This is a genomic window from Bacteroides caecicola (assembly GCF_023337095.1).
GTDB classification, from domain to species: Bacteria; Bacteroidota; Bacteroidia; order Bacteroidales; family Bacteroidaceae; genus Phocaeicola; species Phocaeicola gallinarum.
Genome location: NZ_JAMBLM010000007.1, coordinates 67,366 through 93,188 on the forward strand (window position 1 = coordinate 67,366; position 25,823 = coordinate 93,188).

General features: G+C 43.9%; 19 protein-coding genes and 1 pseudogene. 5 read left to right on the forward strand and 15 right to left on the reverse strand.

Going from position 1 to position 25,823, the window contains the following annotated elements; genetic code table 11:
* Window positions 1-104: 104 nt before the first annotated feature.
* The 3 genes from M3085_RS08520 (at window position 105) to rpsA (ending at window position 3,522) form a co-directional block, all read left to right on the forward strand.
* The gene (locus M3085_RS08520) at window positions 105-506 is read left to right on the forward strand and encodes a hypothetical protein (protein WP_249052800.1); all 402 of its coding nucleotides are present in this window, start codon (window positions 105-107) and stop codon (window positions 504-506) included.
* A 201-nt stretch (window positions 507-707) separates the two neighbouring features.
* Complete coding sequence (gene bla, locus M3085_RS08525; RefSeq protein WP_410554500.1) at window positions 708-1,634, forward strand: class A beta-lactamase; 927 nt, start codon at window positions 708-710, stop codon at window positions 1,632-1,634.
* A 106-nt stretch (window positions 1,635-1,740) separates the two neighbouring features.
* A complete protein-coding gene (gene rpsA, locus M3085_RS08530; RefSeq protein ID WP_178256331.1) occupies window positions 1,741-3,522 on the forward strand; it encodes a 30S ribosomal protein S1 in 1,782 nt (593 codons plus the stop codon).
* An 88-nt stretch (window positions 3,523-3,610) separates the two neighbouring features.
* Here the strand turns inward: rpsA and M3085_RS08535 are convergent, their stop codons facing one another.
* Genes M3085_RS08535 through M3085_RS08545 form a run of 3 tightly spaced genes read right to left on the reverse strand, consistent with a single transcriptional unit; the run spans window position 3,611 to window position 5,764 of the window.
* Window positions 3,611-4,738, reverse strand: coding sequence for a glutathionylspermidine synthase family protein (locus tag M3085_RS08535; protein WP_249052802.1), 1,128 nt, complete (start codon window positions 4,736-4,738; stop codon window positions 3,611-3,613).
* 12 nt (window positions 4,739-4,750) lie between these two features.
* The gene (locus M3085_RS08540) at window positions 4,751-5,098 is read right to left on the reverse strand and encodes a hypothetical protein (RefSeq protein ID WP_178256333.1); all 348 of its coding nucleotides are present in this window, start codon (window positions 5,096-5,098) and stop codon (window positions 4,751-4,753) included.
* A gap of 39 nt (window positions 5,099-5,137) precedes the next feature.
* Window positions 5,138-5,764: an outer membrane beta-barrel protein gene (locus tag M3085_RS08545; RefSeq protein WP_249052804.1), complete on the reverse strand. Its 627-nt coding sequence runs from the start codon at window positions 5,762-5,764 to the stop codon at window positions 5,138-5,140.
* 162 nt (window positions 5,765-5,926) lie between these two features.
* On the opposite strand from M3085_RS08545, the gene rfbA reads away from it, so the two are divergent.
* Together rfbA and rfbC are read left to right on the forward strand one after the other, a co-directional pair.
* A complete protein-coding gene (gene rfbA, locus M3085_RS08550; RefSeq protein WP_178256335.1) occupies window positions 5,927-6,838 on the forward strand; it encodes a glucose-1-phosphate thymidylyltransferase RfbA in 912 nt (303 codons plus the stop codon).
* A 5-nt stretch (window positions 6,839-6,843) separates the two neighbouring features.
* Window positions 6,844-7,395 (forward strand): dTDP-4-dehydrorhamnose 3,5-epimerase, encoded by a 552-nt coding sequence (rfbC, locus tag M3085_RS08555; RefSeq protein WP_178256336.1) that lies wholly within the window; start codon window positions 6,844-6,846, stop codon window positions 7,393-7,395.
* 287 nt (window positions 7,396-7,682) lie between these two features.
* Here rfbC and M3085_RS08560 read toward each other — a convergent pair whose 3' ends face one another.
* From M3085_RS08560 to M3085_RS08615, 12 genes and pseudogenes are all read right to left on the reverse strand, one after another.
* Window positions 7,683-7,883, reverse strand: a complete 201-nt coding sequence (locus M3085_RS08560; protein ID WP_249052805.1) for a hypothetical protein — start codon at window positions 7,881-7,883, stop codon at window positions 7,683-7,685.
* Window positions 7,884-8,506: 623 nt separating this feature from the next.
* Window positions 8,507-9,607, reverse strand: a complete 1,101-nt coding sequence (locus tag M3085_RS08565) for a 6-bladed beta-propeller (protein WP_249052806.1) — start codon at window positions 9,605-9,607, stop codon at window positions 8,507-8,509.
* Window positions 9,608-9,761: 154 nt separating this feature from the next.
* A complete protein-coding gene (locus M3085_RS08570) occupies window positions 9,762-11,303 on the reverse strand; it encodes a carbon-nitrogen hydrolase family protein (protein WP_178256337.1) in 1,542 nt (513 codons plus the stop codon).
* A gap of 279 nt (window positions 11,304-11,582) precedes the next feature.
* Window positions 11,583-12,617 (reverse strand): UDP-glucose 4-epimerase GalE, encoded by a 1,035-nt coding sequence (gene galE / locus M3085_RS08575; protein ID WP_178256338.1) that lies wholly within the window; start codon window positions 12,615-12,617, stop codon window positions 11,583-11,585.
* A gap of 265 nt (window positions 12,618-12,882) precedes the next feature.
* Window positions 12,883-15,021: a peptidylprolyl isomerase gene (locus M3085_RS08580; RefSeq protein WP_178256339.1), complete on the reverse strand. Its 2,139-nt coding sequence runs from the start codon at window positions 15,019-15,021 to the stop codon at window positions 12,883-12,885.
* A 105-nt stretch (window positions 15,022-15,126) separates the two neighbouring features.
* Window positions 15,127-16,386, reverse strand: a complete 1,260-nt coding sequence (locus M3085_RS08585; protein ID WP_191709828.1) for a hemolysin family protein — start codon at window positions 16,384-16,386, stop codon at window positions 15,127-15,129.
* A 16-nt stretch (window positions 16,387-16,402) separates the two neighbouring features.
* Window positions 16,403-17,014 carry an LPS export ABC transporter periplasmic protein LptC gene (lptC, locus tag M3085_RS08590; protein WP_178256340.1) on the reverse strand — a complete coding sequence of 204 codons (612 nt, stop codon included), beginning with the start codon at window positions 17,012-17,014 and terminating at the stop codon, window positions 16,403-16,405.
* Between the two features lie 3 nt (window positions 17,015-17,017).
* The gene (locus tag M3085_RS08595) at window positions 17,018-18,379 is read right to left on the reverse strand and encodes a tetratricopeptide repeat protein (RefSeq protein WP_178256341.1); all 1,362 of its coding nucleotides are present in this window, start codon (window positions 18,377-18,379) and stop codon (window positions 17,018-17,020) included.
* A 38-nt stretch (window positions 18,380-18,417) separates the two neighbouring features.
* The gene (locus M3085_RS08600; RefSeq protein WP_249052807.1) at window positions 18,418-19,740 is read right to left on the reverse strand and encodes an OmpP1/FadL family transporter; all 1,323 of its coding nucleotides are present in this window, start codon (window positions 19,738-19,740) and stop codon (window positions 18,418-18,420) included.
* Window positions 19,727-20,455, reverse strand: a complete 729-nt coding sequence (locus M3085_RS08605) for a type III pantothenate kinase (RefSeq protein ID WP_178256343.1) — start codon at window positions 20,453-20,455, stop codon at window positions 19,727-19,729. Before M3085_RS08605 ends, M3085_RS08600 begins: the two co-directional genes overlap by 14 nt.
* A gap of 1,344 nt (window positions 20,456-21,799) precedes the next feature.
* Window positions 21,800-22,981 (reverse strand): annotated as a pseudogene (locus tag M3085_RS08610) (hypothetical protein); the annotation flags it as partial.
* A gap of 46 nt (window positions 22,982-23,027) precedes the next feature.
* Window positions 23,028-25,724 carry a TonB-dependent receptor gene (locus M3085_RS08615; RefSeq protein ID WP_249052808.1) on the reverse strand — a complete coding sequence of 899 codons (2,697 nt, stop codon included), beginning with the start codon at window positions 25,722-25,724 and terminating at the stop codon, window positions 23,028-23,030.
* Between the last annotated feature and the right edge of the window lie 99 nt (window positions 25,725-25,823).

The window sequence follows — 25,823 nt, forward strand, 5'->3', positions numbered from 1 at the left end:
TGACAACACTTTCTACCGCAAGGGAGCAGCATCGCTACCGCATGAATTTTTCCGCTTTTTTCTTTGCTTCCTGTTCGCTGTTTCCGAAGTAAAAAAAAGAAGAAATGGGAAAGACATCATTTTACATGAAGCGGCTGTTGCCGTTGGCATTTGTAATGTCGGCAGTTACGGGCATCGGCCTGCATATTGCCGGGCACGGAACCGACCACGAGGCATGGCACATTTGGAGCGTGGCACACGTAGCAGCCAGCCTGCTCTGGCTCGCGTCTGTAAGTTTTCACGTAAAGCGACACCGGTATTGGTATAAATCCCTTGCCCGAAAAGGCATCGGCAGAAAAAGCAAGACAACCCTTTTCTTGTCGGCAACTTTCCTGACAGTAACGGTTACGGGTATCATGCTGCTGGCGTATGTAAGCGGGGCGAACTCCGGTATCGGGCTGTGGCACTACCGACTGGGCATTTTGCTGACGGTACTTTCACTGGTTCACGCCGCCCGCCGGAGATGATTCGCCGGAACGGATGGTACATAACGCAGGCTTTTCCCGACTAAACTGAGAAACTGTTTTGAATTTCTCCAAAAAGTTTTTCTCGCCTTGATGCATTCCCTTTTCGTGTGTGCTTTGGGCGATAAATTCAAAACAGTTTCTGACAGAACGAAGAATAAAAATCTGTAACTTTGCCTGACAGTAATCCCAAACAGAACCCGAATCATGAGAAAAATTTTCCGCATCGCTATACTCCTCTGGGGAGGTATCTTTTTACAGCCCATCGCCGCAACCGCTCAACAAGTGAGTCTGGAGGAACAAATACAACACATCGCCAACCAACGGAAGGCGGAAGTGGGCGTAGCCGTGATACGTAACGGAACGGACACGATAACCGTGAACAACGAGTGCCGTTATCCAATGATGAGCGTATTCAAATTTCATCAGGCACTTGCCGTTACGGATTACTTACGGCGAAACAACCGTTCGCTCGACAGCCTGATAACCATCGGCAACGAAGAATTGAAACCCGACACGTACAGTCCGCTGCGCGACAAGTATGCAGGCAATGACACAGTAAGCCTGTCGGTGGCAGAACTGCTGACTTACACGCTGCAACTGAGCGACAACAATGCTTGCGACATCCTTTTCCACCGTCTTGTCAGTCCCCAAGAAACCGACCGCTATATCCGCAGCCTCGGTGTGACCGACTTTTCCATCCGCATGACCGAAGACGAGATGCACCAAGATTTAAGCCACTGTTACGAAAACTGGACCACTCCCCTCGCGGCAGCACGTCTGTTTGAAATTTTCCTCAACCGCCTCCCCGCAGACGGTTATCGTGCGTTTGTCAGACAGACCCTCGTCACCTGCCAAACCGGAAAAGACCGCCTCTTCCGCCCGCTGGAAAACACCGGAGCAATCATCGGACACAAAACGGGAACAGGCGACCGCAACCCCCGCGGGCAAATCATCGGAATCAACGATGCCGGATTCGTCGTCCTCCCCAACGGACAGCGATACACCATCGCCGTATTCGTAAAAGACTCGGAAGAAACACCCGAAGCCACGGCGCAAATCATAGCCGATATTTCAGAAACCGTCTACCGATACATACAACAAATAACTTTACAGAATGAGACAAAATAATCGGGCATTTTTTTTAGTTATCAACTTTTTATCGTATCTTTGCGCCCGAATTAGATCAATATAAAGTCTAACACAATTAGTTATTTACAAACAATTAATCAATTTAATGGAAAACTTAAAAGACGTAAAGCCCATTGAAGATTTCAACTGGGATGCTTATGAAAAAGGCGATTCAACAACTGCCGAAAGCAAAGAAGCACAAGAAAAGGCTTATGACAACACGCTGAACAAAGTAAGCGACCGTGAGGTAGTAGACGGCACTGTAATCGCAATGAACAAACGCGAAGTTGTAGTTAACATTGGCTACAAATCAGACGGTATCATTCCGTTGAGCGAATTCCGTTACAATCCGGATTTGAAAGTTGGCGACACAGTAGAAGTGTACATCGAAAACCAAGAAGACAAAAAAGGCCAACTGATTTTGTCTCACAAGAAAGCACGCGCTACTCGTTCTTGGGACCGCGTAAACGCTGCGCTTGAAAACGAAGAAATTATCAAGGGTTACATCAAATGCCGTACGAAGGGCGGTATGATTGTTGACGTATTCGGTATCGAAGCATTCTTGCCGGGTTCTCAAATTGATGTGAAACCTATCCGCGACTATGATGTATTCGTAGGTAAAACTATGGAATTCAAGGTTGTTAAAATCAACCAAGAATTTAAGAACGTTGTTGTTTCTCACAAAGCACTTATCGAAGCAGAACTGGAACAACAGAAGAAAGAAATCATCAGCAAACTCGAAAAAGGTCAGGTACTGGAAGGTACTGTCAAGAATATCACATCTTACGGCGTATTCATCGACTTGGGCGGCGTAGACGGTTTGATTCATATCACCGACTTGTCATGGGGCCGCGTAAGCGATCCGCATGAAGTAGTTCAGTTGGATCAGAAGTTGAACGTTGTTATCCTTGACTTCGATGACGAAAAGAAACGTATCGCTTTGGGTCTGAAACAACTTACTCCGCATCCGTGGGATAGCCTTGACCCGAACTTGAAGGTTGGCGACCACGTGAAGGGTAAAGTAGTTGTGATGGCTGATTACGGTGCATTCATCGAAATCGCTCCGGGCGTTGAAGGTTTGATTCACGTATCAGAAATGTCATGGTCACAACACTTGCGTTCAGCTCAAGACTTCATGAAGGTAGGCGACGAAATCGAAGCTGTTATCCTGACTCTTGACCGCGAAGAACGTAAGATGTCTTTGGGTATCAAACAACTGAAACCGGATCCATGGGAAACTATCGAAGAGAAATATCCTGTTGGCTCTAAACACACCGCTAAAGTGCGTAACTTCACTAACTTCGGCGTATTCGTAGAAATCGAAGAAGGTGTTGACGGTTTGATTCACATCTCTGACCTGTCATGGACTAAGAAAATCAAACACCCGTCTGAATTCACTCAAATCGGTGCTGACATTGAAGTAGTAGTTCTGGAAATCGACAAAGAAAACCGTCGTTTGAGCCTCGGTCACAAACAGTTGGAAGAAAATCCGTGGGATGTATTCGAAACTGTATTTACAGTAGGTTCTATCCACGAAGGAACTATCATCGAAATGTTGGATAAAGGTGCTGTTGTAGCATTGCCTTACGGCGTTGAAGGTTTCGCTACTCCGAAACACTTGGTTAAAGAAGACGGAACACAAGCTCAGTTGGACGAAAAATTACCGTTCAAGGTTATCGAATTCAACAAAGATGCTAAACGTATCATCCTTTCTCACAGCCGTATTTTCGAAGATGCTGCTAAGGCAGAAGAAAAGGCAGAAAAGAAAGCTAAGAAGGCTTCTAAGAAAGAAGATACTCCGATGATTCAAAACCAAGCTGCTTCAACTACGCTGGGAGACATCGATGCTCTGGCTGCATTGAAAGAACAATTGGAAGGAAAGAAATAAATCTTCACTTCACATAATAACACAGAAAAGGCTGCTCACTGAAAGGGCAGCCTTTTTCGTTTGTATTACTCGCTGAATCTTCTTATCATTATCCGGCTATTACATGCGGAACGAACTCAGACAGATTGTCTGTTATCTCCGTACGATTCTCACGGATGCCGATTCCGCCCGGTTCGCCACCTATCACCCATGAACCTATAACAGGGTAGCGCCCGGCGTAAGTGGTTGGCTTCACATATTGCTGATAAACATAAGCCCCCGTATTATAATCGCCCTCGGTTTCGGGAAGCAGGAAATGTTCCTCCCAATCGCGAATATCTACAATACTTACGTTATGCCCCTCGCGGGAGAACACCGGTTTCTTGCAGAATGTTCCCGTTTTAGGACGTGACAAGAAGCAGGGAAGCACATAGGAAGAATCCGGAAACAATTCGAATAGTGTACAGAGAATTGCTTTATTCGACATAACCAACTTCCAAATCGGCTCCAGCCATACCACGTCTGCCAGACAACCATCGGGACTTTCATCAGCCATCCATTCCCACGGATAGAGTTTAAAGCAACGCTTCACCAATTCCCCCGAAGGGTCGGTAAATTTCCCATTTTGAAGGTTAAGTGCGTTGATATCCAGCACGCGCGTGGAGAAACCGGCTTCCATTGCCGTACTGGCAAGGTATTGTAACGTACCCGTATCTTCCGATTCTTCCAATGCTCCGGCAAAATGTATGTCACTGCCTTGCGGGAAGATGTCTTTCCACGATTGTACCAACCCTTCATGGATGCCGTTATATTGGTCGAGTTCCGGGAATACATCTTCTTTCCATTGCCACTGGATGACGGAAGCCTCTAACAGCGATGTAGGAGTATCGGCATTGAATTCCAATATCTTCGGTGTCCCCTCTTCGTCAAACATGAAATCGAAACGTCCGTAAAGACTCAGTTCGTCATCATTCCACGACTGACGGATGCGCTCGATGATTTCCGGAGGAAGATTTAAAATACGCTCCATAAACTCCGGCTTCTCTTCGATGATGTATTGTGCAGCATCGCAATACATCCTGTATGCTTCTACGGTAGCCGTCTCCAAGCGTTCGGTTTCTTCAGGCGATAAACGGTAATAGGCTTCTTCGCGCCAATAACTTCCGTGAAAATCAAATCCCAATGCCTCTATCTTCGTCTGGTAATCACGGCGAGGCGAAATTGATATACGCTCCATATTGCAGATACATTAAGCATGAATAGAATTTGAACGGCGCGTAGTACCAAATACATTGCCGCTCGATTTTGACGATGTACTTCTGCTGACATTCACTTTCGAGGGAGCACTGACACGCTGACCGTTGGCATCGGTCCACGAACCGGACTGCGGATAATAATAATGCGTAGTGGTTAATCCGTTCATAGGCGAAGGCATCAGTGCCCAGCGCATCAGCATTGCATTGTAAATCCAACTGTTTCCCTGACTATCACGATATTCCTCCTTATCTTGAGGGTTTTCCGGAAGTTCCGTCTTCTGTGTACAACCGGCAAGCGTCATCAAACAGACTGCCGCTGCCAAAAAACTTTTCTTGTTCATATAATCTTTCTTTGTTCTTCTTCGGATGATATAAATTGGTTAAAACACCCAGCCAATGCGGGCATTTATCGTATGCTGAAAGTAAGTAGAGTTATCCAGTATCCAAAGTGATACCACTTTATCTAACCCGCCCCAATGCAAATAACCGGTATAATTCACCCCCACTAACCAATGATCGGTCAGATAGTAGTCATAGCCTAACGACAAACCAATGGAAGTATGTACCTCTCTGCCTTTTTCCACCTCGCTAAGCAAGTTTCCGTTCCAGTCTTGCTTCGGACGATGCTCGTTACATATCAGTACGCCCAACGAGCCTTGTACATAAAGCGAATGCTGGTAAAGCTGCATAAATTCCCAACCAAAGCCCCAGTCGATACCATATTCACGCCGCTTCCAATCAAGTTTACCCCGCTGCATTTCTGAATTCAAATCCAGATAAGACAGCGTTTTGCTTCCTTGATTAGAACCAACATAGAAATCAAACAGTGCATATAGCTGACTTTTTAAATAACAACGCACTTCTCCGCCCAAGCGGTAACCGTCTTTATTATAAGGATTCTCCGGAAAGTTCTCGTAACCGCCGGATAAATTGAGGCTCCACTTTTCTTGTGCCTGAAGTGAAGCGAAACTCAACATCATAAAAAGAGCCATCACAACTTTTTTCATATCCTTTTATGTTTTCTTTACATAATCAAAGTAGCACCTGCCCAAATATACAAACTTTTAGCTGAAACACAGGCTTACTTTCACGAGTTTAGCCGATAAAACATTGTAATTTCCGAAAAAACTTATTACTTTGCGACAATAAATCATTAACTCACGACACTTATGAAAGGCATTGTTTTAGCCGGAGGGTCGGGCACACGCCTCTACCCCATCACCAAAGGAGTATCAAAGCAGTTGCTCCCTATTTTTGACAAACCGATGATATATTACCCGATTTCGGTGTTGATGCTTGCCGGGATACGGGACATCCTGATAATCTCTACGCCGCACGACTTGCCGGGATTCCGCCGCCTGTTAGGAGACGGAAGCGATTTCGGAGTCCGCTTTGAATATGCCGAGCAGCCGTCGCCCGACGGATTGGCTCAGGCTTTCATTATCGGCGAAGAATTTATCGGCAACGATGCTGCCTGCCTTGTATTGGGCGACAACATCTTTCACGGAAACGGTTTCACCGTCATGCTGAAAGAGGCGGTCCGCACAGCAGAGGAGGAAGGCAAGGCTACGGTGTTCGGTTATTGGGTGAGCGACCCGGAACGTTACGGAGTGGCAGAGTTCGACCGCAACGGGAATTGTCTTTCCATCGAAGAGAAGCCTGCGCATCCGAAATCGAATTACGCCGTTACGGGACTTTATTTCTATCCGAACAAGGTGGTAGATATAGCGAAACATATCAAACCGTCTGCTCGCGGCGAGTTGGAGATAACCACTGTCAACCAGCGTTTTCTTGCCGATGGCGAACTGAAGGTGCAGACATTGGGACGAGGATTCGCGTGGCTCGACACGGGTACGCACGATTCGCTTGCCGAGGCTTCGACTTACATTGAAGTAATCGAGAAGCGTCAGGGGCTGAAAGTGGCGTGTTTGGAAGGAATCGCCTTGCGGCAAGGTTGGATTACCGAGGAGAAGATGCGTGAATTGGCGCAGCCGATGCTGAAAAACCAATACGGACAGTATCTGCTGAAAGTGATAGACGAACTGAATCGTAACCAAAAAGAATACTCAACAGAATTATAAGCTATATGGAAGTAATCAAAACTCCCATCGAGGGGGTAGTTATCATCGAACCTCGCTTGTTTAACGACGGGCGGGGATATTTCTTTGAGTCGTTTTCGCAGCGCGATTTCGACCAAAAAGTAGGCACGGTACGTTTTGTGCAGGATAATGAAAGCAAGTCGAGTTACGGCGTGTTGCGCGGACTGCATTTCCAGAAGCCTCCATACGCGCAAAGCAAACTGGTACGTGTGGTAAAGGGAGCGGTATTGGATGTGGCGGTAGACATCCGCAAGAGTTCGCCCACGTTCGGGCAGCACGTGGCGGTAGAATTGACCGAGGACAATCATCGCCAACTATTCATCCCGCATGGTTTTGCCCACGGTTTCAGCGTATTAAGCGACGAGGTCATTTTCCAATACAAATGCGATAACTTTTACGCGCCTCAAAGCGAAGGTGCCATCGCGTGGAACGACCCGGCATTGGGCATCGATTGGCGTATTCCCGCCGACAAGGTTATTCTTTCAGAGAAAGACAAGCACCATCCGCTGCTGAAAGACGCTGAATGGCTGTTTGATTGACAATACAGTCGGTTGACAGAACGCATAAACATTCCGTCAACCGACCATCTTAACCTTTATTCTTTTTATATCTTTTCTCATCGAAATAAAAATAGATACTAATCAACACCATTAATGGAAACCGAGTGTTGCCAAACACATCATAATGTGCTTTCCCAAAGTCACTATACTCAACCCAATAAACATAAACAATGAACAAAAGGGAGAGTACTATTTGTCTTAACCTTAACTTGGTTTTTACTTTCATGGCACAAATAAAAAACTGATTCACTTCGCTAAACAACTCATCACTTAGACTTATCATCTTTATATTTCCTTTCATCGAAATAAAGATAGATAGGATATAATATCATCAGTATAAACCGAATACTAGCCAACATCTCATGGTGTGCCTTTCCATAATCGCTGTATTCAACCCAAAAACAATACGAAAGAAACAAAAGAATAACCACAATACGCTTCAATCTTATCTTTGTTTTCACTTTCATGGTATCAATATTTGTTGTCCGAAAATAGCTTCGGCTTCTGTCTTAGGCTCTGAGATAGGTTCTATCAGACAGCCGTCAAGATAAAGAGCCGGTGCGGTAGCTATCTCTTGTGAAGTAGTTGCGCTTTGATTCGTAGTACAGAATTGTTGCAACTAAAAGTCATCATTAAAACAAATTACCGGGGCAAGAAATCGAACTTTTTTCATAATACTACAGATTTAGAAGTTAATAATACAGAGAAATTAGTTTTATAGTATAAAAGGAATTTCCGCCAATAGAAAAATATTCTTTACTTCAAAAATAAAGAAACGCTTTTACATAAACAAATTTTTACTTACTTTTTTGATTTTTATTTGAGCTTATTTAATCCAATCGGTCATTAAAAATCAGCTTTCATTTTGTGCGATCAACCCTAAGTTTTATATAGGTCAGTTGTAAGGAGATTGGGAAATAAGAATTTATATTCCCTTAAAACACTACCGTTAGCGTAACTCATCCCATGCGGTAGCGTTTACCAATTCTTCCCATAGAACCGGGGCGTTCTATGGGAAGAATTTTTCAAGCTCCTCACAAAGCCGAATAAAGTAAATTGTCATCTTTAGAGCCTGTCGTCTAAATTTTGCTCAATGCCAAGTATAAACTACAAGCAACGCTCCTTCATGTTCCAAATGTTGCTCCGCTTCTTTATCCGCTCTGGTAAAGCCATGCTCTATCAATTCTTGATACGTCAAATAGTCATTTAAATAACTAAACAAATGTTTCCCATCGGTTCCAACGGGAGTTAAAAGACCCTTATACGCATTAACACTATCATTTTTAGAAAGCTGTCCATTCTCTGTATTATAGACATAATCAAACAAGAAACCGTCGTGCGAAACCATAAAAATAATATAATCTTTATACCATATAGGAGTATTTGCCCAATAGTTATAACCGTTTTCATCTATCAGTTCTAAATTCTGCCTTTGCTGTTCAGGTATTCCTTTACGAAATTTCACTTCAATTTGCCTTACCGAATCTTTCCCCGCAAAGAGATACAAATTATCTGAGGAAGCCGAAGTAAACACTACTCCTTGCTCCGATGACGTAAAATAACAAGGTCTGCCGATAAAGTCGAACTGTCCTTCTTTATACTCAAATAGTTTATTCAGCACATTCAACTCCTTGTCAGTTATAAAAATTTTATATTTATCTTGTTTTATATTCGGAGTTCCATCTTTATACGGTATATAGGCAAATATGAAATTTCCATCCGGTAATATCTCCATATCCCATACTACAAACGGAAGATTTAACGTACGCTCGTACTGCCCATTTTTCCCATTGTAGACCAAAACTTTATGCCGGTAATTGTCTACTACGTAAATAAAAGAACTGTCCACAGCAAAACTTTTTATCTCCAAGTATTCTTTCGGTCCACCTCCCCGGCTCGCCAGCACAAACTTCAAATGACCTTTCGCATCGTATGCCACAATTTTCCCGGCACGGAAGTCAGCCAAATAAAACAGACCATTTCGGACTACAAATTTATCAACCCCGTATAACATCGCATCCGCTTTGTCTTCCAATGGAAGAAAAGTAATGCTGTCAATATAATGCCGCAACAAAGTATCAGCATTCTCTATATCTAAATTCCAGACCTTTTCGGTTTGCGTAATAGCTTTCTTTTCTTTTACACAGGCCGAAACCAACAATAATAATGTAACAAACACCAAACCTTTCATTATACTTAATCGTAGTTTTTTAATGTAGCATTTTTCAAGATAAGTCAATCTTCTGCCTATTTTTAGCGACTTGTTTAAATTGACAAAATGAAAAAGGCGACAAGGTAAAAAATCTTATCGCCTTATATCTTTACCAATCAATTAGTTAAGACTATTAATTCGTTCTTTTCATCTTCAGTTCGTAGAGGTCGTTCCGGCGGTCGCGCAGGTTACGCACACTGCCATACGTATGCAGCTCGCTCAGCAAATCCAAGTCTACGTCTGAAACCAGAATCATTTCGGTGTTCGGAGTGGCCTCCGCACGGCGTCCGTCGGTGGGGAAAGCGAAATCGCACGGCGTAAACACTCCCGACTGGGCGTACTGGATATCCATGTTATGCACGCGCGGAAGGTTGCCCACGCTACCGGCTATCACCACAAAACATTCGTTTTCGATGGCACGCGCCTGCGCACAAACCCTTACGCGCGAATAACCGTTCTGCGTATCGGTAAGGAAAGGAACGAAAAGGATTTGCATCCCTTGATCTGCCATCAGGCGCGACAGTTCGGGGAACTCCACGTCGTAACAAATCAGCACACCGATTTTCGCACAGTCGGTATCGAAGGTTTGCACACGCTTTCCGCCGCTCAGTCCCCAACTCTTTACTTCATCGGGCGTTACATGAATTTTCTCATACATCTCATACGTTCCGTCACGGCGGCAGAGGAAACCTACGTTATAAAGCGCATTGTCTTCTTTCTTCACATACGGCATACTGCCGGTGATGATGTTGATGTTATGTTTGATGGCAAGGGCTATGAAGCGGTCTCTCACCTCCTCGGTGTACTGCGCCAGCGCACGGATGGATTGCGCCTCGCCCATGTCGTTGTATTTCGCCATCAGCGGAGCGTTGAAGTATTCGGGGAATAATACGAAGTCGCTTTTGTAACCGGACACGGCATCAATGAAGAACTCAACCTGTTCAAACACGTCGTCAAGCGTTTTATACGAACGCATCTGCCACTGAACCAACCCTACACGCACCGTCGTCTTGCGGTCGACGTAAGAATCCGTAGGCGGCTGATAATAGATGTTATCCCACTGGAGCAGCGTGGCACAATGTTTTGACTCTTCATCGTTGGGCAGGTAATTGCGCATCACACGGCGCACGTGGAAATCGTTCGAAAGCTGGAAGGTAAGCACGGGGTCGTAAATCTCGCGCGAACGCACCTTTTCAATGTATTCCTTCGGGCGCATCTTATCGGCATACTTGTAGTAGTTCGGGATTCGCCCGCCAAACATGATGGCTTTCAGGTTGAGCTTTTCGCACAGCTCTTTACGATACTCATACATACGACGTGCCAAACGCAGCCCACGGTATTCGGGGTGAATGAACACCTCGATGCCATACAGGATGTTTCCCTTCGGGTTATGCGTGTTAAAAGTTTCGTTTCCGGTAACTTTCGCATAGGTATGGTCGCCCTTCACCATGTCATAATCTACGATGATAGACAGCGCGCAGCCTACGATTTTGTCATCTACCACGGTTACTATCTGACCTTCGGGGAAGATGGTTATCAGCTTTTTGATTTGTTCTTTCGTCCAAAACACATCTTTATCGGCATACACGCGCGTAAACGATTGGGAAAGTTGTGCATAATCCTCCATCTGAAGATTGCGCAACTCTACCTTATTAATCTTATGTATCGGTTCCATAATGTTTTATTTGTTTGCTATTCGGATGCAAATGTATAAATTAAATCAACACCATATACCCGCAAATAAAAAAACTGTTCCCCGGCTCACGCCGGAGAACAGCCACAACACAAACACAAAATAAAACACGACAAAACTACTATGCAATCAGCACCCTCCGTCCCTGTTTTACAGGGGCAGAAAGCATTAGCCTATATTCACATACGTGCGAATGCTCTAAATGCGCTGCATGATACTAACGTTTTGATAAACGTTTTTGTTCAACTATTCTTTAATTTTTTACATTACTCCTGTTTCGCGCAAGTGTAACTGCCAGTTCCATGCCGAGCGTAAAGTCTCTTCGATAGGAGTTTCGGCTTTCCAACCCAGCTCTTCGTTTGCGTATGTGGGGTCTGCCCACACCTGCTCGATATCTCCTGCACGGCGACCCACAATCTGATAATTCAGTTTCACTCCCGTTGCAGCCTCGAAAGCCTTAATCAGCTCAAGCACAGAGAGTCCGCGACCCGTACCAATATTGAATACCTCGACCTTGCTCTTCTGCTTGTCTTCCAAGATACGGTTCATCGCCGTAACGTGTGCTTTAGCCAAATCCACTACATAAATATAGTCGCGGATGCAAGAACCGTCGGGTGTATTATAGTCATCGCCAAACACGCTCAGTTTTTCGCGGATACCCATTGCAGTCTGAGTAAGATACGGAATAAGATTTTGAGGAACCCCGTTCGGCAGTTCACCAATCAACGCCGTAGGATGTGCGCCTATCGGGTTAAAGTAACGCAACAGGATAGCCTGAACCGGAACTCCCGAAGCAATCGTATCATGGATAATTTCCTCATTGATTTGTTTCGTGTTTCCATAAGGAGATTCAGCTTTCTTAATCGGAGCCTCTTCGGTTACCGGAAGTTTGTCCGGCTGTCCGTAAACGGTACATGAAGAAGAGAAGATAATGCCTTTCACTTCGTGTTTCGGCATCAATTCCAACAAGTTAATCAGTGAAACAATATTATTCCGATAATACAGCAAAGGTTTCTGAACCGACTCACCAACTGCTTTACTTGCTGCAAAATGAATAATACCTTTAATTCCCGGATATTTGGCAAATACGCCATCCAACGCTGCATAATCCAAACAGTCTACTTTTTCAAAAGCCGGACGGATTCCGGTGATTTGTTCGATATGGTCAACTACATCGGCGCGGGAATTTGAAAGATTATCTACAATAACAACTTCATAACCACTATTTTGTAGTTCAACGACAGTGTGTGAACCGATATATCCGGTTCCTCCTGTAACCAAAATTCTCTCTTTCATAATTTTAAGGTATTTTCTATTAAAGTAAAAATGTTTTCTTTGGAACAAAAATACGCATAATAATTGAGAATATTGTATTCCGACAGTTTAAAATAATAAAACAAGCTGTTACAAAAACAGGCTTTTCGAACGGACACGTATAACTTTAGTTCCTGAAAGAACGTGCCGCCGTCTTCTTCAAGACAAGTCATAAAAAAGCCCGTCGCTTCATTTGAAGGACGGGCTCACTATTTTTCTAAAAAAATCTGACTTTATAAAATCAGCATCAGAAATACAGATAACGATTATCTACCACACCTGCGTTCTGATACAAATCATTGATCAGCTGTCGTGCTACAATGTTTGCAGCTGTATTTGACAGGGTTTCTTCTTCTTTCTTTGCATCAAATTCTTCTGTGCCATTCTCTTTGCCGTAAACCTGAATCATATAGACTCCTGCATTGCCTTTGATAGGAGCGCTGGTCTGGTTTACCGCTGTTTTTGCAGCTACTGCGCTAACTGCCTGTTCGCTTCTTCCGGTAGCGGCAATGTAAGCCGATGCAGAGAAGGTTACATGTTTTACCGTATCGCTGACAGCATCTTTCATTTCTTTTACTTGAGCAACAGAATTAAAGTTTTTCATTTCGCCCATTATCTTTTCAGCTTTCTTGTCGCGACGGATTTCATCTTTCAACATGTCTGCTACACGGTTGATGTTGCGATAACCGGCTTTGTTTACTCTTTCAAGAGCTACTACCATCAGGTGGTCGTTTTCTCCACATTCATACAAAGGAGATACTTCACCCGGTTTAGCATCGAACACCCATTTCAAAGCTTCGCGAGTAGATTTTATACCGCCTACATTATGTTCTGCACTTGAGAAATCCGAACGCGGAATCAATGAGTAACCACTTTCTTCTACATTCTTTTCAAGCGACTCCAATGTAGTATTTTGAGCTACAAACTGGCTGAACTTGTTATATGCAGCGTTATAAGTTTCTTTGCTGAATTCAACCGGACGTTTTACTACTGCCACTTTATATTTAGGCTGCATACTCTTCTTATTCATTACCTGAAGAATCAAGCGTCCCTGTCCGATTTCAAGATTAGCAAGTTCGTTTACCGGCTGCGAAATCAATGTGCTGACATATTTGGCATTTTCTGCGTCTAAATCCGCACCTTCCCAGCTACGTGCGCTTATCCAAGCTGCTTCACCCGGCTGGCCGTAAATTTTTGCCACTTCAGCAAAGTCGGCTCCGCCTTTCAGTGCATTATAAATACTGTCTGCCAATGTTTTTGTTTTGTCTATCGTTTCGCTATATACCTGAATCTGGCGTACTTGAATTGAATCGGGGGCCGTAGTCTTGGCGATAATCTTGAAAGTATTGTAAGAATCGTCAGACTGATTGTAATACGGACCATACACTTCATTAACTGAAGCCGAATCCAAGCGTGCAGCTACATCCAACGGCAATACAGACTTGTTTACCGGAATATCTGAATAATTTACAGAAGAACCGTTAGCACGAACAAATGCTGCATAATCGGAGTTTGTTTCTGACAACTGATTGCTGGCAGTTGTTACTTCTTCCAACACAGCCTGACGGTCGGCATCCGACGGAACTACGTGTACGTCAATGTAACGGATGTCACGGGTTTCAACCAACTGTTTGAACTGTTCTTTCTTTTCGTTATACAGTGCTTTTACTTCATCATCGGTTATCTGAATCGTAGAATCATTAATAGAAGTATAAGGAACTCCGGCAAGTAACATATCGCTTTGTTCTGTACGTGACTTGAAAGCATCTTCTGCCGAAACAGGATTTGAAATCAAAGATTTTACGATTAAGTTCTGATATTTTTCAGCCAATGTAGATTGTGCCAGTGTTTTTTCCACAAACTGCCAGAATGTACCTAATTTCTGATAGTATTCTACATACTGAGCAGGCATTTGACTTTTGCCTAAGTTTGCATAATCTACCAAGAATTTTTTCAGCATATCCTTATCAAAAGCTCCGGTTTGGGGATTACGGAACGGGGTTTGAGCCAACAGCGGATGAGTACCTTCATCGATGATAGCCTGAATTTCTGCCTTCGTAACCGTCAAGCCTAATTTTTCGGCCTGTGCTGCGATAAGCTGATTTTCTACATACGTTCTCCATACTTGGTCTTTCACGCCGGTTAGTTGTTCGTCAGACAAAGAGTTCAAACCGCTTGTAAGTTTATACACTTCGCTGAGTTCTTCCACCATTTTCTGATAATCTTGGGCGGATAGTGATTCACCGTTTACCTCTCCAACGTTCTGCGCTCCCTGATGCGGTTGGAGTATCTTCCAAGCATCGCCTGCTATAAAGGCAAAAAGGGCGAGACCAATTACAATGACCAATAAAGGTCCTTTGCTTCTGATTGTTTGTAAAGTTGCCATTTAAAGTTATTATTTTTTGTTTATTGTTTTTTATTAGTTTGCACTTTAGCGCACGAAGATACAAAAAATGCCGTTCAGTCACTATCTTTATGCCGAAAAAAACGTTTATTTCTCGATTTTCAGTTTAACAAGTTCGATTTTTGTTGCTGTAACCTTGATTATTGTAAACTTAAACTTGCCGCCGACAAGTATTACTTCATGGACTTTCGGGAAACTTTGATATTCATTCAGTATCAGTCCGCCCACGGTTTGGTATTCATCGCTTTCGGGCAAATCCAAATCAAATTCTTCATTCGCTTTTTCTATTTCCAACCTGCCTGATAAAATATATTCGTCCGGCCCTATGGCTTTCGCTATGTTCGAATTTGTATCGTGTTCATCTTCAATGTCACCCAATATTTCCTCCATCAAATCTTCCATAGAAACAACTCCCGACGTACCGCCAAACTCATCAACAACCACAGCCAACGAACGATTCTTCTGCAAAAAAAGCTGCATTAACTTGTGGGCGCTCATCGTTTCCGGCACAATGGGAATCGGACGTATACTTTTATGCCAATCGCTCTGATTCTTAAACAAATCGGATGAATGTATATAACCTATTATCTGGTCTATGCTCCCTTTATATACGATTACCTTACTGATGCCGTGCGCTATAAAAGCATTCTTCAGTTCATCTAATTCCACATCCATATCAACCGCAATAATCTCGGTACGAGGAACCATGCAATCGCGTATTTTGACATTCGAAAAATCAAGTACGTTTTGAAATATTTTTATTTCAGGGTCGATTTCATCGTCATTGGCAGAATTATCTATACTACTTTGAATAAGGTAATCTAAATCGATCTTCGTGAAAGCCTTTTCAGAATGTTCTCTATCCACTCTCACACCAACAAACCGCAATACGCCTGCTGACAATCGAGCGGACAAGCGACTGACCGGATAAAGTATCAGGTAACAAAAATAAGCAGGCAATGCACAAACCCGAAGCATCACCTCCGGATTGATTTTAAATAAGATTTTGGGCAAGAACTCTCCGGTAATCAGAATCAGACAAGCAGCAATGAGAATTTCAACAATAAGCATCACCGCATCGTTTGTAACGATTCCTGCCAAGAAATAGTTTTCGAGAATTTGCGCCACTAAAAAGCCGTAAATAACAAGTGCAATGCTATTGCCCACCAACATGGTGGAAATAAAATCATTAGGATTACGATAAAAAACAGATAAAATTTTCCCCGATAACCCTTTTCCCTTCCCCATTTCAAAACGCAATTTGTTGGAAGAAATAAAAGCAATCTCCATGCCTGAGAAGAAAGCTGAAAAAACTATGGATATAATTAATTGTGTAACAAATTCCATCATCGCATATTTTATACTAACCTACGGCAGCCGTATCAGTAGGGGCAGTATCTTCCACGGTAAAAATACCGGCATTATTAAATATCTGGTACTCGGTCATTTCTTGGTTCGATTCAAATCCATAACCGGTAAGTATTCTTTCGGGCTGTTCGATACGGATAAACTTATCGGAATATATCTTTTCCCTATCCTGATCCCAATACATCAGTTCCGTATCAAACTTATCTCCGCGCTGACTTTGTATATGTACGTTTCCACGCAGCTCCCATATTTTTTTCTGCTCGTAATAATACGCCGTATCTGCCTTGATGCTGGCGTCTACATGGAAAAGAGTATCGAATTTCTCCAAATAAACACCCTTTTCAAATGCCCAGAAAGGTGGATTCCGCTTACTATACACCAACCATTCTTCCGTAACAATCTTATAACGTATCATACCGGAGTCTGACACCCAGCTCGTCACACCTAAAGTACGCATATCCGGCAGAGAGTCATCTTCATTGATTGCCTCAGCCATGTTTTTATCCTTGCCTCCACAACCCGGCAAAAAAAGAAGCATAACAGCCGCCCATACAGCGACTGTTATGCTAATTATTCCTCTATACAGATTAATCTGTCTTTCTGACATAAGTTATCTGATGGTTGTTGTTTCGCCTATCCAGCCACCAATGGTCACAGAATTACCTTTCTTCAATCCCAAGAAGAACAAATCTTCGTCACCGGGAGTGTGGGCAGAATAAGTATTAATCAGTTTTTGTGCCTCTTCCGCTACGCTGGGATCAACACTTTTCGCACGCTGCAATTTATCGATGGCAGCAAAATAAGTACATTTGTTCAATGCCGGTTCGTCCGTCCAGTTAGGGCTTGACGCATACATCTGAGCAATCAGAATATATGCCTTACCGCAATCATTCTTAAACGAAATAGCCTTATTAGCATATTGTTTTGCCTTGCTCAACTGTTTTTTACTGAACATAACCATCGCAGCACTGTAACAATAATCGGCTTTCTTTGCCACATCTTGTTCCAGATTGATTGCTTCGTCAAAGTAAGTTATACTCTTGTCGATATCCCCCTTTTTGAAATACATATAACCGCAACCCGCTGCCGTAGCCGCTGTAGGTTCAATGGCATGAGCAGCTTCAGAAGCAGCGAAATAAGCCTCTTCTTCAGTACATTTCAGCAACTGCATAACCGTAATCACCTGTTTCAGGTAATCCAAATTTGTTTTGTTCTGTTCTACTTTCGGACCATAAATGGCTTGCAGGTTTCCACATGTAGCCGCTCCGCTGTTAATGAAATAAGCGTCTACATTATCTTTTGCGGTTTTAAGCAACTGCTGGTCTCTTTTCTTGGTAGCCTTCTTATAAGCCTCATCGGCATACGATGATGCCGTCAGATAATCTTGGATAAACTGTTCTTTATGTGCATTGTCAACTTTCAGTTTCCGAGATGATATATCCATCAAGTCTTGAAACATAAAATAGTCTGAATTAGCTTTTTCCAAATCCACGGCTTCTTTTACCATTTCATAGGCTTTGTTTACATCTGCATTTGCACCAGAAAAAACAATATAATCATGAGCTTTCATGCCAAGTATCGATCCTTTGGTAGCCGGAGTTTTAACCAACTTGTTCAACTGGTCGAGATACTTGATACGCTGATCATGAACAGCCATCAATTCATCAAGATACGCCTTTTGTTGCGCTCCATCTTTCGATGCGGCAATCAATGCACGTAAAATCTTAGCTCCGTTAGTATACGTACTTACCTGAGCCACGGGAGCTTCGGTAAATACTGCTTTCCACGGCTTATAAGCATCTTGGAAATTATCAGTCTTTACATATTCGCTGTAAATACTGATATTCTGCAGACAACGGACACTATCTTCTCCATGTCCAAATCTGGAACCGTCTTCCACTCCTTTTTGAGCAAAAGAAGCTGTTGCACCGAATGACAGCACACACAGCATTGTAAACATCTTCATTTTCATCGTATATAAGATTTATTGTTCATTGGGCCTTTTATCGTTTAATTCACTCTCCATTTCATAAACCAGCGTTCGTTAAACGTCAGCCCCAATTTAATAACAAAACGGTTTTCTGAAAGCATTCCCGTAACAGAGGGCTTTACACGAACATACTGTCCTGTAATACTAAGGATGCTGTTACGTTGATACAACTGCAACGGCAAACCAAATCCTGCACTCACGCCAAACTCTGTCGCGCCGTCAATCATGTTTCCCTGATAAGGCACTTTCACATACGGGGTAGAATAATATGCACCTACCCGGTATTTCATACGAGCCAAATAGCTGCGTCCGATTTCGTTGGGCAAATATTCCGCGCCGAACGCCACTTTCGAACGGTCTTTATACATACCGGTGCGATTGTTATATTTTACGCTACTCCATTTCTGCAAAGTATAATCAGCTTCTACCGTCAACTTCTTTGAGTAGTTCCAAGCCAATCCACCTCCGAAAACATGTGGGATTCCATACCCGTCACGTGCGTAAGACTCGCTGGATTGCAACACAACATAACTATCTGTGATTCCGCTGCTTGTTGTTTCCTCCGATCTTCCTATCACCTGCGTTCCATACGTATCGGTACAGTTCAACTGATGCCCCATACTGTAAGCAAGTCCCAACGTCAGGCTGTTATTCTTATTGATCTGATGCGTGTATTGCAAACCAAAATCAGCCTTATAGCTTTTTACCGACAGCGTATTGTATACCACCGTACGGTCACCCCCATTACTCGGAATCGCGGCAGACTGATAATCAAACGTTCCATACAGATAGCTGATATTAGCTCCTATCGAAAGGTTATCCAATATTTTAAAGCCTAAGCCTCCCAATATCTGCTGTGTACCTCCCTCGCCAAAAAAGGTATTGGTATTTGTAACCCCGCCGCTGTTTTCTATCTCCGCCGAACGGCTGAAGCTATACCCTACCGTAGAATAAGGTATATAACCTACCGCAATGGCCAAGCGTGGATGCAGACGAAACTGGGCTGCGATATAATCAAAACTTGAATTTTTAGCATTCGATTTAACACCCGCTTCCTGATAGTTAGAACTTTTCAGGGTCATGCCCACGTCGAACATAAATGACAGAGAATCAACCGACGTATACGACGCCGGATTCATCGGGTTAATATGTTCACTGGTACGGAGGGCATAACCTACACCTCCCATCGCTGCATTGTTGGTAAATACCATATCCGACAAGTCGCCTAATCCATACCGCGTATAAGGAGAATTCGTACTTGGAGAAGAATCAGAGCTTTGCGCACCGGCGGTAAGAACCCCGGCAGCAAACAACGCGCTGATGAGTGCTCTATTTCTTAACATTATAATTCAATATTCTGTTTAAACCTTTTAATACTAAAAATCTATCTGCAAATATGATACTTTTTAAGTTTGTATCAAAAGAAAATTTATCTCCGCCAGTTAAAAAAACCAAAAGATCGGGATATTTCTTTTGCATGAGCGTAATATAGCCTGCTATTTCAAACTCCATACCTTTGATTACGCCCGAACGTATCGCCGTTTCGGTATCATATCCAAACTCTGGCGTATCGCCATTTCGTTCTATCAGGGGGAGTTTGTCGCAACAAGCATTCAGCGTTTTAAAGCGAGTGTAAATGCCGGGAGAGATATTGCCTCCCCAGTATTGTCCTTGCGCGTCGATAAACTCATAAGTAAGTGCAGTACCGGCATCAATGACCAGCAAGTTTTTGCCCGGACATAAATAATTGGCTCCCACAACGGCTGCCAGCCGATCCATGCCAAGCGTTTGAGGGGTTTTATAGAAATTACGAATAGGTACGGGGGTTCGATAGTCTAATTCCATGATATCGAAATTCACGCTTTTCAACTGCCTCCTAATCGTATTACTAAGCGTAATCACCGAAGCAATGATACCTCTTTCTATATGGTATTTATGGCAGAGCATGGAAAGCCAATCTAAAGAATGATTGGAACCGCGCAAAACTTCCACGACTTCATCACCATCGAACACGGCCAACTTTGCCACCGTATTACCTATATCTATTACTAAATTCACGGTCTTCGTTTGTTTTTATCGTGCAAAGTAACGGAAAAAATAGATATAAAACAAATAAGTTTCTGCCGACCTTTTATTTCTACCCACAGAATCTTGGATTTCTACCCAAACAACCAAGGTTTTCTATGAGCAGCATAGCCCATTCACTGCGTTAGAATAAAAAAGCGAGCCGTCCGCCCTTCGCAAGGCAGACGGCTCCAATCATACTACCGCAAAACTAAAAGAGGATTTTAGTTTTAAAGAAAAATTCACTAAACTATATTGTAACCTAAAGCAAATAACTCATTATCAAAGTGTATAACCGGTCCAGCCGAAATCAAGGGTACAACCGGTGTTTCCGTCTTCAACGGTTACGGTGGCAGTACATTCGCCACGGTTTACGCTGTTGGTTTCATTTTCGGTTGTAACGCTTATCGTGGTTTCGTTAGCAGCAGTACCATTTCCGTCGGTCAGGTCAACCAAGTCGCCAATCAGTCCTGCACCTTTTACCAGCGCATTGGTAACCGTAGCCGTTGCTCCGCGACGAATCTTGATAGCATCCTGCATTTCACCATCGGTACTCAGGTTTTCGATAGTCATGTTTTCGATACGGAAATTCGACTGCGGAGTGTGTCCCGGATAATCACCGTCCAAGTTACCGTCGGCTTCCACGCCACGCGGGTCTTCTTCTGTGCTGACAAAACTGTCTTCCCATCTTCCGTAGCAATCTTTCAGTGTTCCGCTATATCCTTGCGTAAAGTCGAACATATCGTCATCGCAGTTCACAGCCAACAGTCCGGTTACGTTTACCGTACCGCCAAAGAATTCGATGGCATCATCTGCTCCATTTGCCACATAGATGTTTTCAATCGTAGTACCGCTTCCCACACCGTTCAGGGTCAATCCGTTATGTTCGATGTCAGAGCTTGAGCGTGCTCCGGTGTAAAGCAGTCTCACGTATTTCAACGAACCTGAATTGTCTTCAGCATCCGTACCGCCATACATTTGGTCATTGTCTACCTCGGCAGCCGCAGTGGTACCTGCACTTGCTCCGGAGATAGGTGCTCTACCGTTGATAATCAAGCCACCCCAATAACCTGCTTCGGCAGCCGACTCGTCATCGACGGTAAACGTAATGGGAGCTTCTTCCGTACCTTCAGCCATGATTCGTCCGCCTTGAGCCACCAACAGATAGCTGGCAAAACCTTTCGTAGCGCGAAGCGTAGTTCCGGCAGGAATTGTAAGTGTAGCACCGTCATTAACAATCACCGAACCCGAAATAATGTATTCGGTACTTGCGTTCAGCGTCATATCCTCGTCGATGCTTGCCGGCAAAGTTTCAGTAGCCGGAGTTTCAGTTGTTCCTGAGAAAGCATATCCTGTCCATGCGAAAGCAGACTGGTCGGCACCCGTATTTCCTGCTTCTACCTGTATGCCGTCGTAAGCCGAGCCTTCCGGAGTGTGGACTTCCGAACCCGTAATCGCCGCAGCAAGCTGATTTGTTACGCTCATGACCGTAGCTTCCGCAGCAGCTCCGTTTCCGTCGGTCACGTCAATAAAGTCTGCCACTACACCGTTTCCGGTAACCAACGCATTTTCGATGGTAGCCGTAGCGCCGCGACGCACTTTGATAGCGTCTTGCATTTCCTGACCGGTAGCATACGTAGCGATGGTCATGTTCTGGATGTGGAAATTCGACTGCGGAGTATGTCCCGGATAATCACCGTCCAAGTTACCGTCGGCTTCTACCCCGCGCGGGTCTTCTTCCGTGCTGGTGAATCCTTCTTCCCATACGCCATAGCAGTTATCCAGTGTTCCGCTATACCCCTGCGTAAAGTCGAACATATCATCGTCGCAGTTTACAGCCAACACATTGCTTACATTTACCGTACCTCCGAAAAACTCGATGGCATCGTCAGCACCCTCAGATATGTAAACATTGTTGATGGTTGTTCCGCTACCCACACCGTTCAATGTCAATCCATTGTGTTCGATATCGGCACTTGAGCGAGCTCCGGTGTACAACAATTCTACATATTGTATCGTACCGCTATTATCGGCAGCATCTGTACCTCCATACATCTGGTCATTGTCAACTTCGGCAGCCGCAGTAGTTCCTGCACTTTCGCCTGAAATAGGTGCTCTACCGTTGATAATCAAGCCACCCCAGTAGCCCGGTTCTGCATTCGCCTCATCGTCTACCGTAAATATAATCGGGTTTCCAGCCGTTCCGTTTGCATTGATTGTACCACCCTGAGCCACGATAATGTATTTATCAAAACCTTTTTGAGCCCGAATCGTAGTTCCGGCAGGGATATTAAGCGTAGCTCCATCGGGCACGGTCAGCGTACCTGTCAGGATATATTCTTTCGTAGCATCCAAATCAAGCGTCCCTTCTACCGAGCCGCTCAGCTCAACAGTCTCAACGGTAGTATCGCCGCCTCCTTCACCTCCGTTGGCGGGTTCGTTATCGTCACTACAAGAAGTCAAAACAGGCGCGCTCATCAATGCAGCAAACGCCATAGCTGTCATAAATAACTTTTTCATCTGATTAATAATTTGGGTTTAAAAAAGCATTATAATTTCTTCATTCTTAAAATTCATACGTTACGCCGAGGCTCAATTCCATTCCTTTGCGATATTTACTCAGAATTACTTCCTCGTTGGTATCATTTCCGGTGCGAGTAAGCTGGCGGGCAGAATTAAGCAGGTTGCGTGCTTTCAGTGAAAGTCCGAAGTGATTTCCTATCTTTGCCGATGCCACAAAGTCGAGTGTCGGGATTCCGTTTTCTATGATGTCTTGGAAACCTTCGGTACCGATGGTGTAAATGCGGTCACTGAAGTAATTAAACACCAACGTGGTTGTAAGGTCGCATTTCTTTTTCTGCAAACGATAACTCAAATCAGCATTCACAATCCACGGCGCAGCACCTTCTAACTGAGAGCCCGTAGGGTCGGTAGCCAAAGGCACTTTGGCATGAGTATAGGTATAAGAGCCATTCAAGCCGAAAGACAGCTTGTTTACCCCGTCAGTTATCTGGCGCGAAAACAAGTCTTTCCGGAACTCGATTTCTGCACCTGCCACCGTTGCGTGGTCGGCAATATTTTCATAAGAAAGGAAACCTCCGGCACTGGCTATTTCAATGCGCGAAATTGGGTTTTTAATGTATTTATAGAATCCGCCCACCGACAGCAGTTCGCTGTTCGAGAGATAAAAATCCCATTTCAAATCCACATTATAGTTGTCGGAAGGTTTCAAATCGGGATTACCCTGACTCTTGAAACTGACGCTGACATAACGGAAAGGAGATATTTCTTTAGCCTGAGGCAAGGTGTATGTTTTGCTGGCTGCCAGACGGAGCGCATGTTTATCATTAAAATTATAGCGCAAATTCAGGCTGGGCAGTACATAGTTTTTATCAATGCTCCGTTCGCCCTGTGTTCCTCCGCGATTCACATTATAGTTTACATCTATATTTACGTTGTCATACTTTACACCGACGTTTGCCACCAGTCCGTGGGTCAGCTGGTAAGTAGCTTCTACGTATGCCGAATGGATATTTTTGTTCACTCCATACTCGTCGACATTCTTATCTTGAGTAAAAACACCGTCGTCGAGGTTTGTCTGGTTATAATATTCATCGAATGACAAATCTGATATATCAAAAGGCAAACGGCGCACTACCGACAAGTCGTATTCGGTTGCCGAAAAACTATCATCGACCAAGCGTCCCATGTATCCAAAACTGATGTTCGATAATTGGTCGTATTTATCCAGGAGCTTATAAGTCAGTCCGGCACGCAAGTTAATGTCATCCTCATGCAGTTCAGAGAAATAACGTTGCTGCACACCCGTACCGCGCATCGGGACATAGCCTTCGTCTGTCTTAACCAGATTATTAATTCTACGGTCCGGCTCAAGTCCTTTTATCTTATTATAAGATACACCGGCATCCAAGTTCCAACGAGGCGACAGTTCCCATTGCGTTCTCAGCTGATTGACAAACAACAGGTTGTCGTTCGCCTGCTGACGACGCATGAAGCCCTCGTAGGTATCAGACGACTGATAATCGGCATCCATACCCAAATAATCGCCCACCGACTCACGCGAGGCATGTACCATCATGAAGTTATATTGTATGTGGTGTTTGTTGTTGTGCCGGTAACCCAAATCTGCCATCACAATCTGCGATGTCTCTACGTTTGATATCTCGCCCTGCATATCTTGCGACAAATCGCCGGAAGTAATCGAATTACGCACCTCCTCATCGTAGTAAGAATAGTTTTTATTGTGATTTGCAACAAGATAGAACGAGAAAGGATTATCGCCCAGCATGATTTCTTTTCCGCCCGACAGCGTGTAACTCTGATTAACCGGCGCACTCTTGCGCGAGGGATCCAACTTATTACGGAAACCGTACACGCCCAAATCGTCTCCCGGCTGTTTGCTGTCGGCAAATCCGAAAGCATTCACACCGTCCATCTTCATAAAATCTGACGACACGACATTTGTGTTTACACCTCCCGAAACGCTTGCATTCAGTTCGCCCATTCCTACCAGTTCTTTCGAAGAGATATTGATATTGGCTCCGCCCACATCAGACAACATACCTCCCCCAAAGGTTTTATTGACATCTACCGACTGGATAATATCGGTCGAGAAAAAGTCCAACGCAATGTTTTTATATTCCGGGTCTTCCGAAGGAATCGGGAATCGGTTCAGCGTAGTAATATTATAACGGTCGCCCAACCCGCGTACAAACACATTCTTAACACCTTCTTGTTTTGAAATACCCGAAATCTTTGTCACAGCTCCTTGTGCATCGCCTACCCCTTTACGGGAAAGCTCTCTCGCTCCTACCGACTGGATGGCCACCACCGATTTTTTCTGTTCCATCAACGTAACACTTTCCGATTCGCGGTTCGCTTTTGCCACAACAGTTACGTCTGATAGCATCTGTGCATCCGAATGTAACTCAAAGTCGAGCGTAGTCACTTGGCTGTTTTCTATTTTAATCTGCCGTTTAACAACGGTCTTATAACCCACATATTTAATTTCTATATCATAAATTCCATCTTCCACGCCTGAAAGCTGAAAATTACCATCTATATCCGTCACGGCACCAATGCTACTACCAACAATCCGCACGGTAGCTCCAATCAAAGGTTCTTTCGACTCATAATCTTTAACACGTCCTCTTACATTTACATTCAAATCTGCGGCAAACAGGTCTGTTGCAATGACCGACATAAACGCCGCAGCTCCAATCCATAGTTTTGCTTTCTTCATCTGAAACAGGTCTTTTGTTTTCGGTAGCAAAAGTCTACTTTTCCGGTTACACAAAAACAACAACCCCGTGAAAAGAGGGATACAGCCAAGTTACAATGC

Coding starts and splice junctions, on each gene's coding strand:
- M3085_RS08520 (WP_249052800.1), top strand. CDS start 105: ATGGGAAAGACATCATTTTACATGAAGCGGCTGTTGCCGTTGGCATTT.
- rpsA (WP_178256331.1), top strand. CDS start 1,741: ATGGAAAACTTAAAAGACGTAAAGCCCATTGAAGATTTCAACTGGGAT.
- M3085_RS08535 (WP_249052802.1), bottom strand. CDS start 4,738: ATGGAGCGTATATCAATTTCGCCTCGCCGTGATTACCAGACGAAGATA.
- M3085_RS08540 (WP_178256333.1), bottom strand. CDS start 5,098: ATGAACAAGAAAAGTTTTTTGGCAGCGGCAGTCTGTTTGATGACGCTT.
- M3085_RS08545 (WP_249052804.1), bottom strand. CDS start 5,764: ATGAAAAAAGTTGTGATGGCTCTTTTTATGATGTTGAGTTTCGCTTCA.
- rfbA (WP_178256335.1), top strand. CDS start 5,927: ATGAAAGGCATTGTTTTAGCCGGAGGGTCGGGCACACGCCTCTACCCC.
- rfbC (WP_178256336.1), top strand. CDS start 6,844: ATGGAAGTAATCAAAACTCCCATCGAGGGGGTAGTTATCATCGAACCT.
- M3085_RS08560 (WP_249052805.1), bottom strand. CDS start 7,883: ATGAAAGTGAAAACAAAGATAAGATTGAAGCGTATTGTGGTTATTCTT.
- M3085_RS08565 (WP_249052806.1), bottom strand. CDS start 9,607: ATGAAAGGTTTGGTGTTTGTTACATTATTATTGTTGGTTTCGGCCTGT.
- M3085_RS08570 (WP_178256337.1), bottom strand. CDS start 11,303: ATGGAACCGATACATAAGATTAATAAGGTAGAGTTGCGCAATCTTCAG.
- galE (WP_178256338.1), bottom strand. CDS start 12,617: ATGAAAGAGAGAATTTTGGTTACAGGAGGAACCGGATATATCGGTTCA.
- M3085_RS08580 (WP_178256339.1), bottom strand. CDS start 15,021: ATGGCAACTTTACAAACAATCAGAAGCAAAGGACCTTTATTGGTCATT.
- M3085_RS08585 (WP_191709828.1), bottom strand. CDS start 16,386: ATGGAATTTGTTACACAATTAATTATATCCATAGTTTTTTCAGCTTTC.
- lptC (WP_178256340.1), bottom strand. CDS start 17,014: ATGTCAGAAAGACAGATTAATCTGTATAGAGGAATAATTAGCATAACA.
- M3085_RS08595 (WP_178256341.1), bottom strand. CDS start 18,379: ATGAAAATGAAGATGTTTACAATGCTGTGTGTGCTGTCATTCGGTGCA.
- M3085_RS08600 (WP_249052807.1), bottom strand. CDS start 19,740: ATGTTAAGAAATAGAGCACTCATCAGCGCGTTGTTTGCTGCCGGGGTT.
- M3085_RS08615 (WP_249052808.1), bottom strand. CDS start 25,724: ATGAAGAAAGCAAAACTATGGATTGGAGCTGCGGCGTTTATGTCGGTC.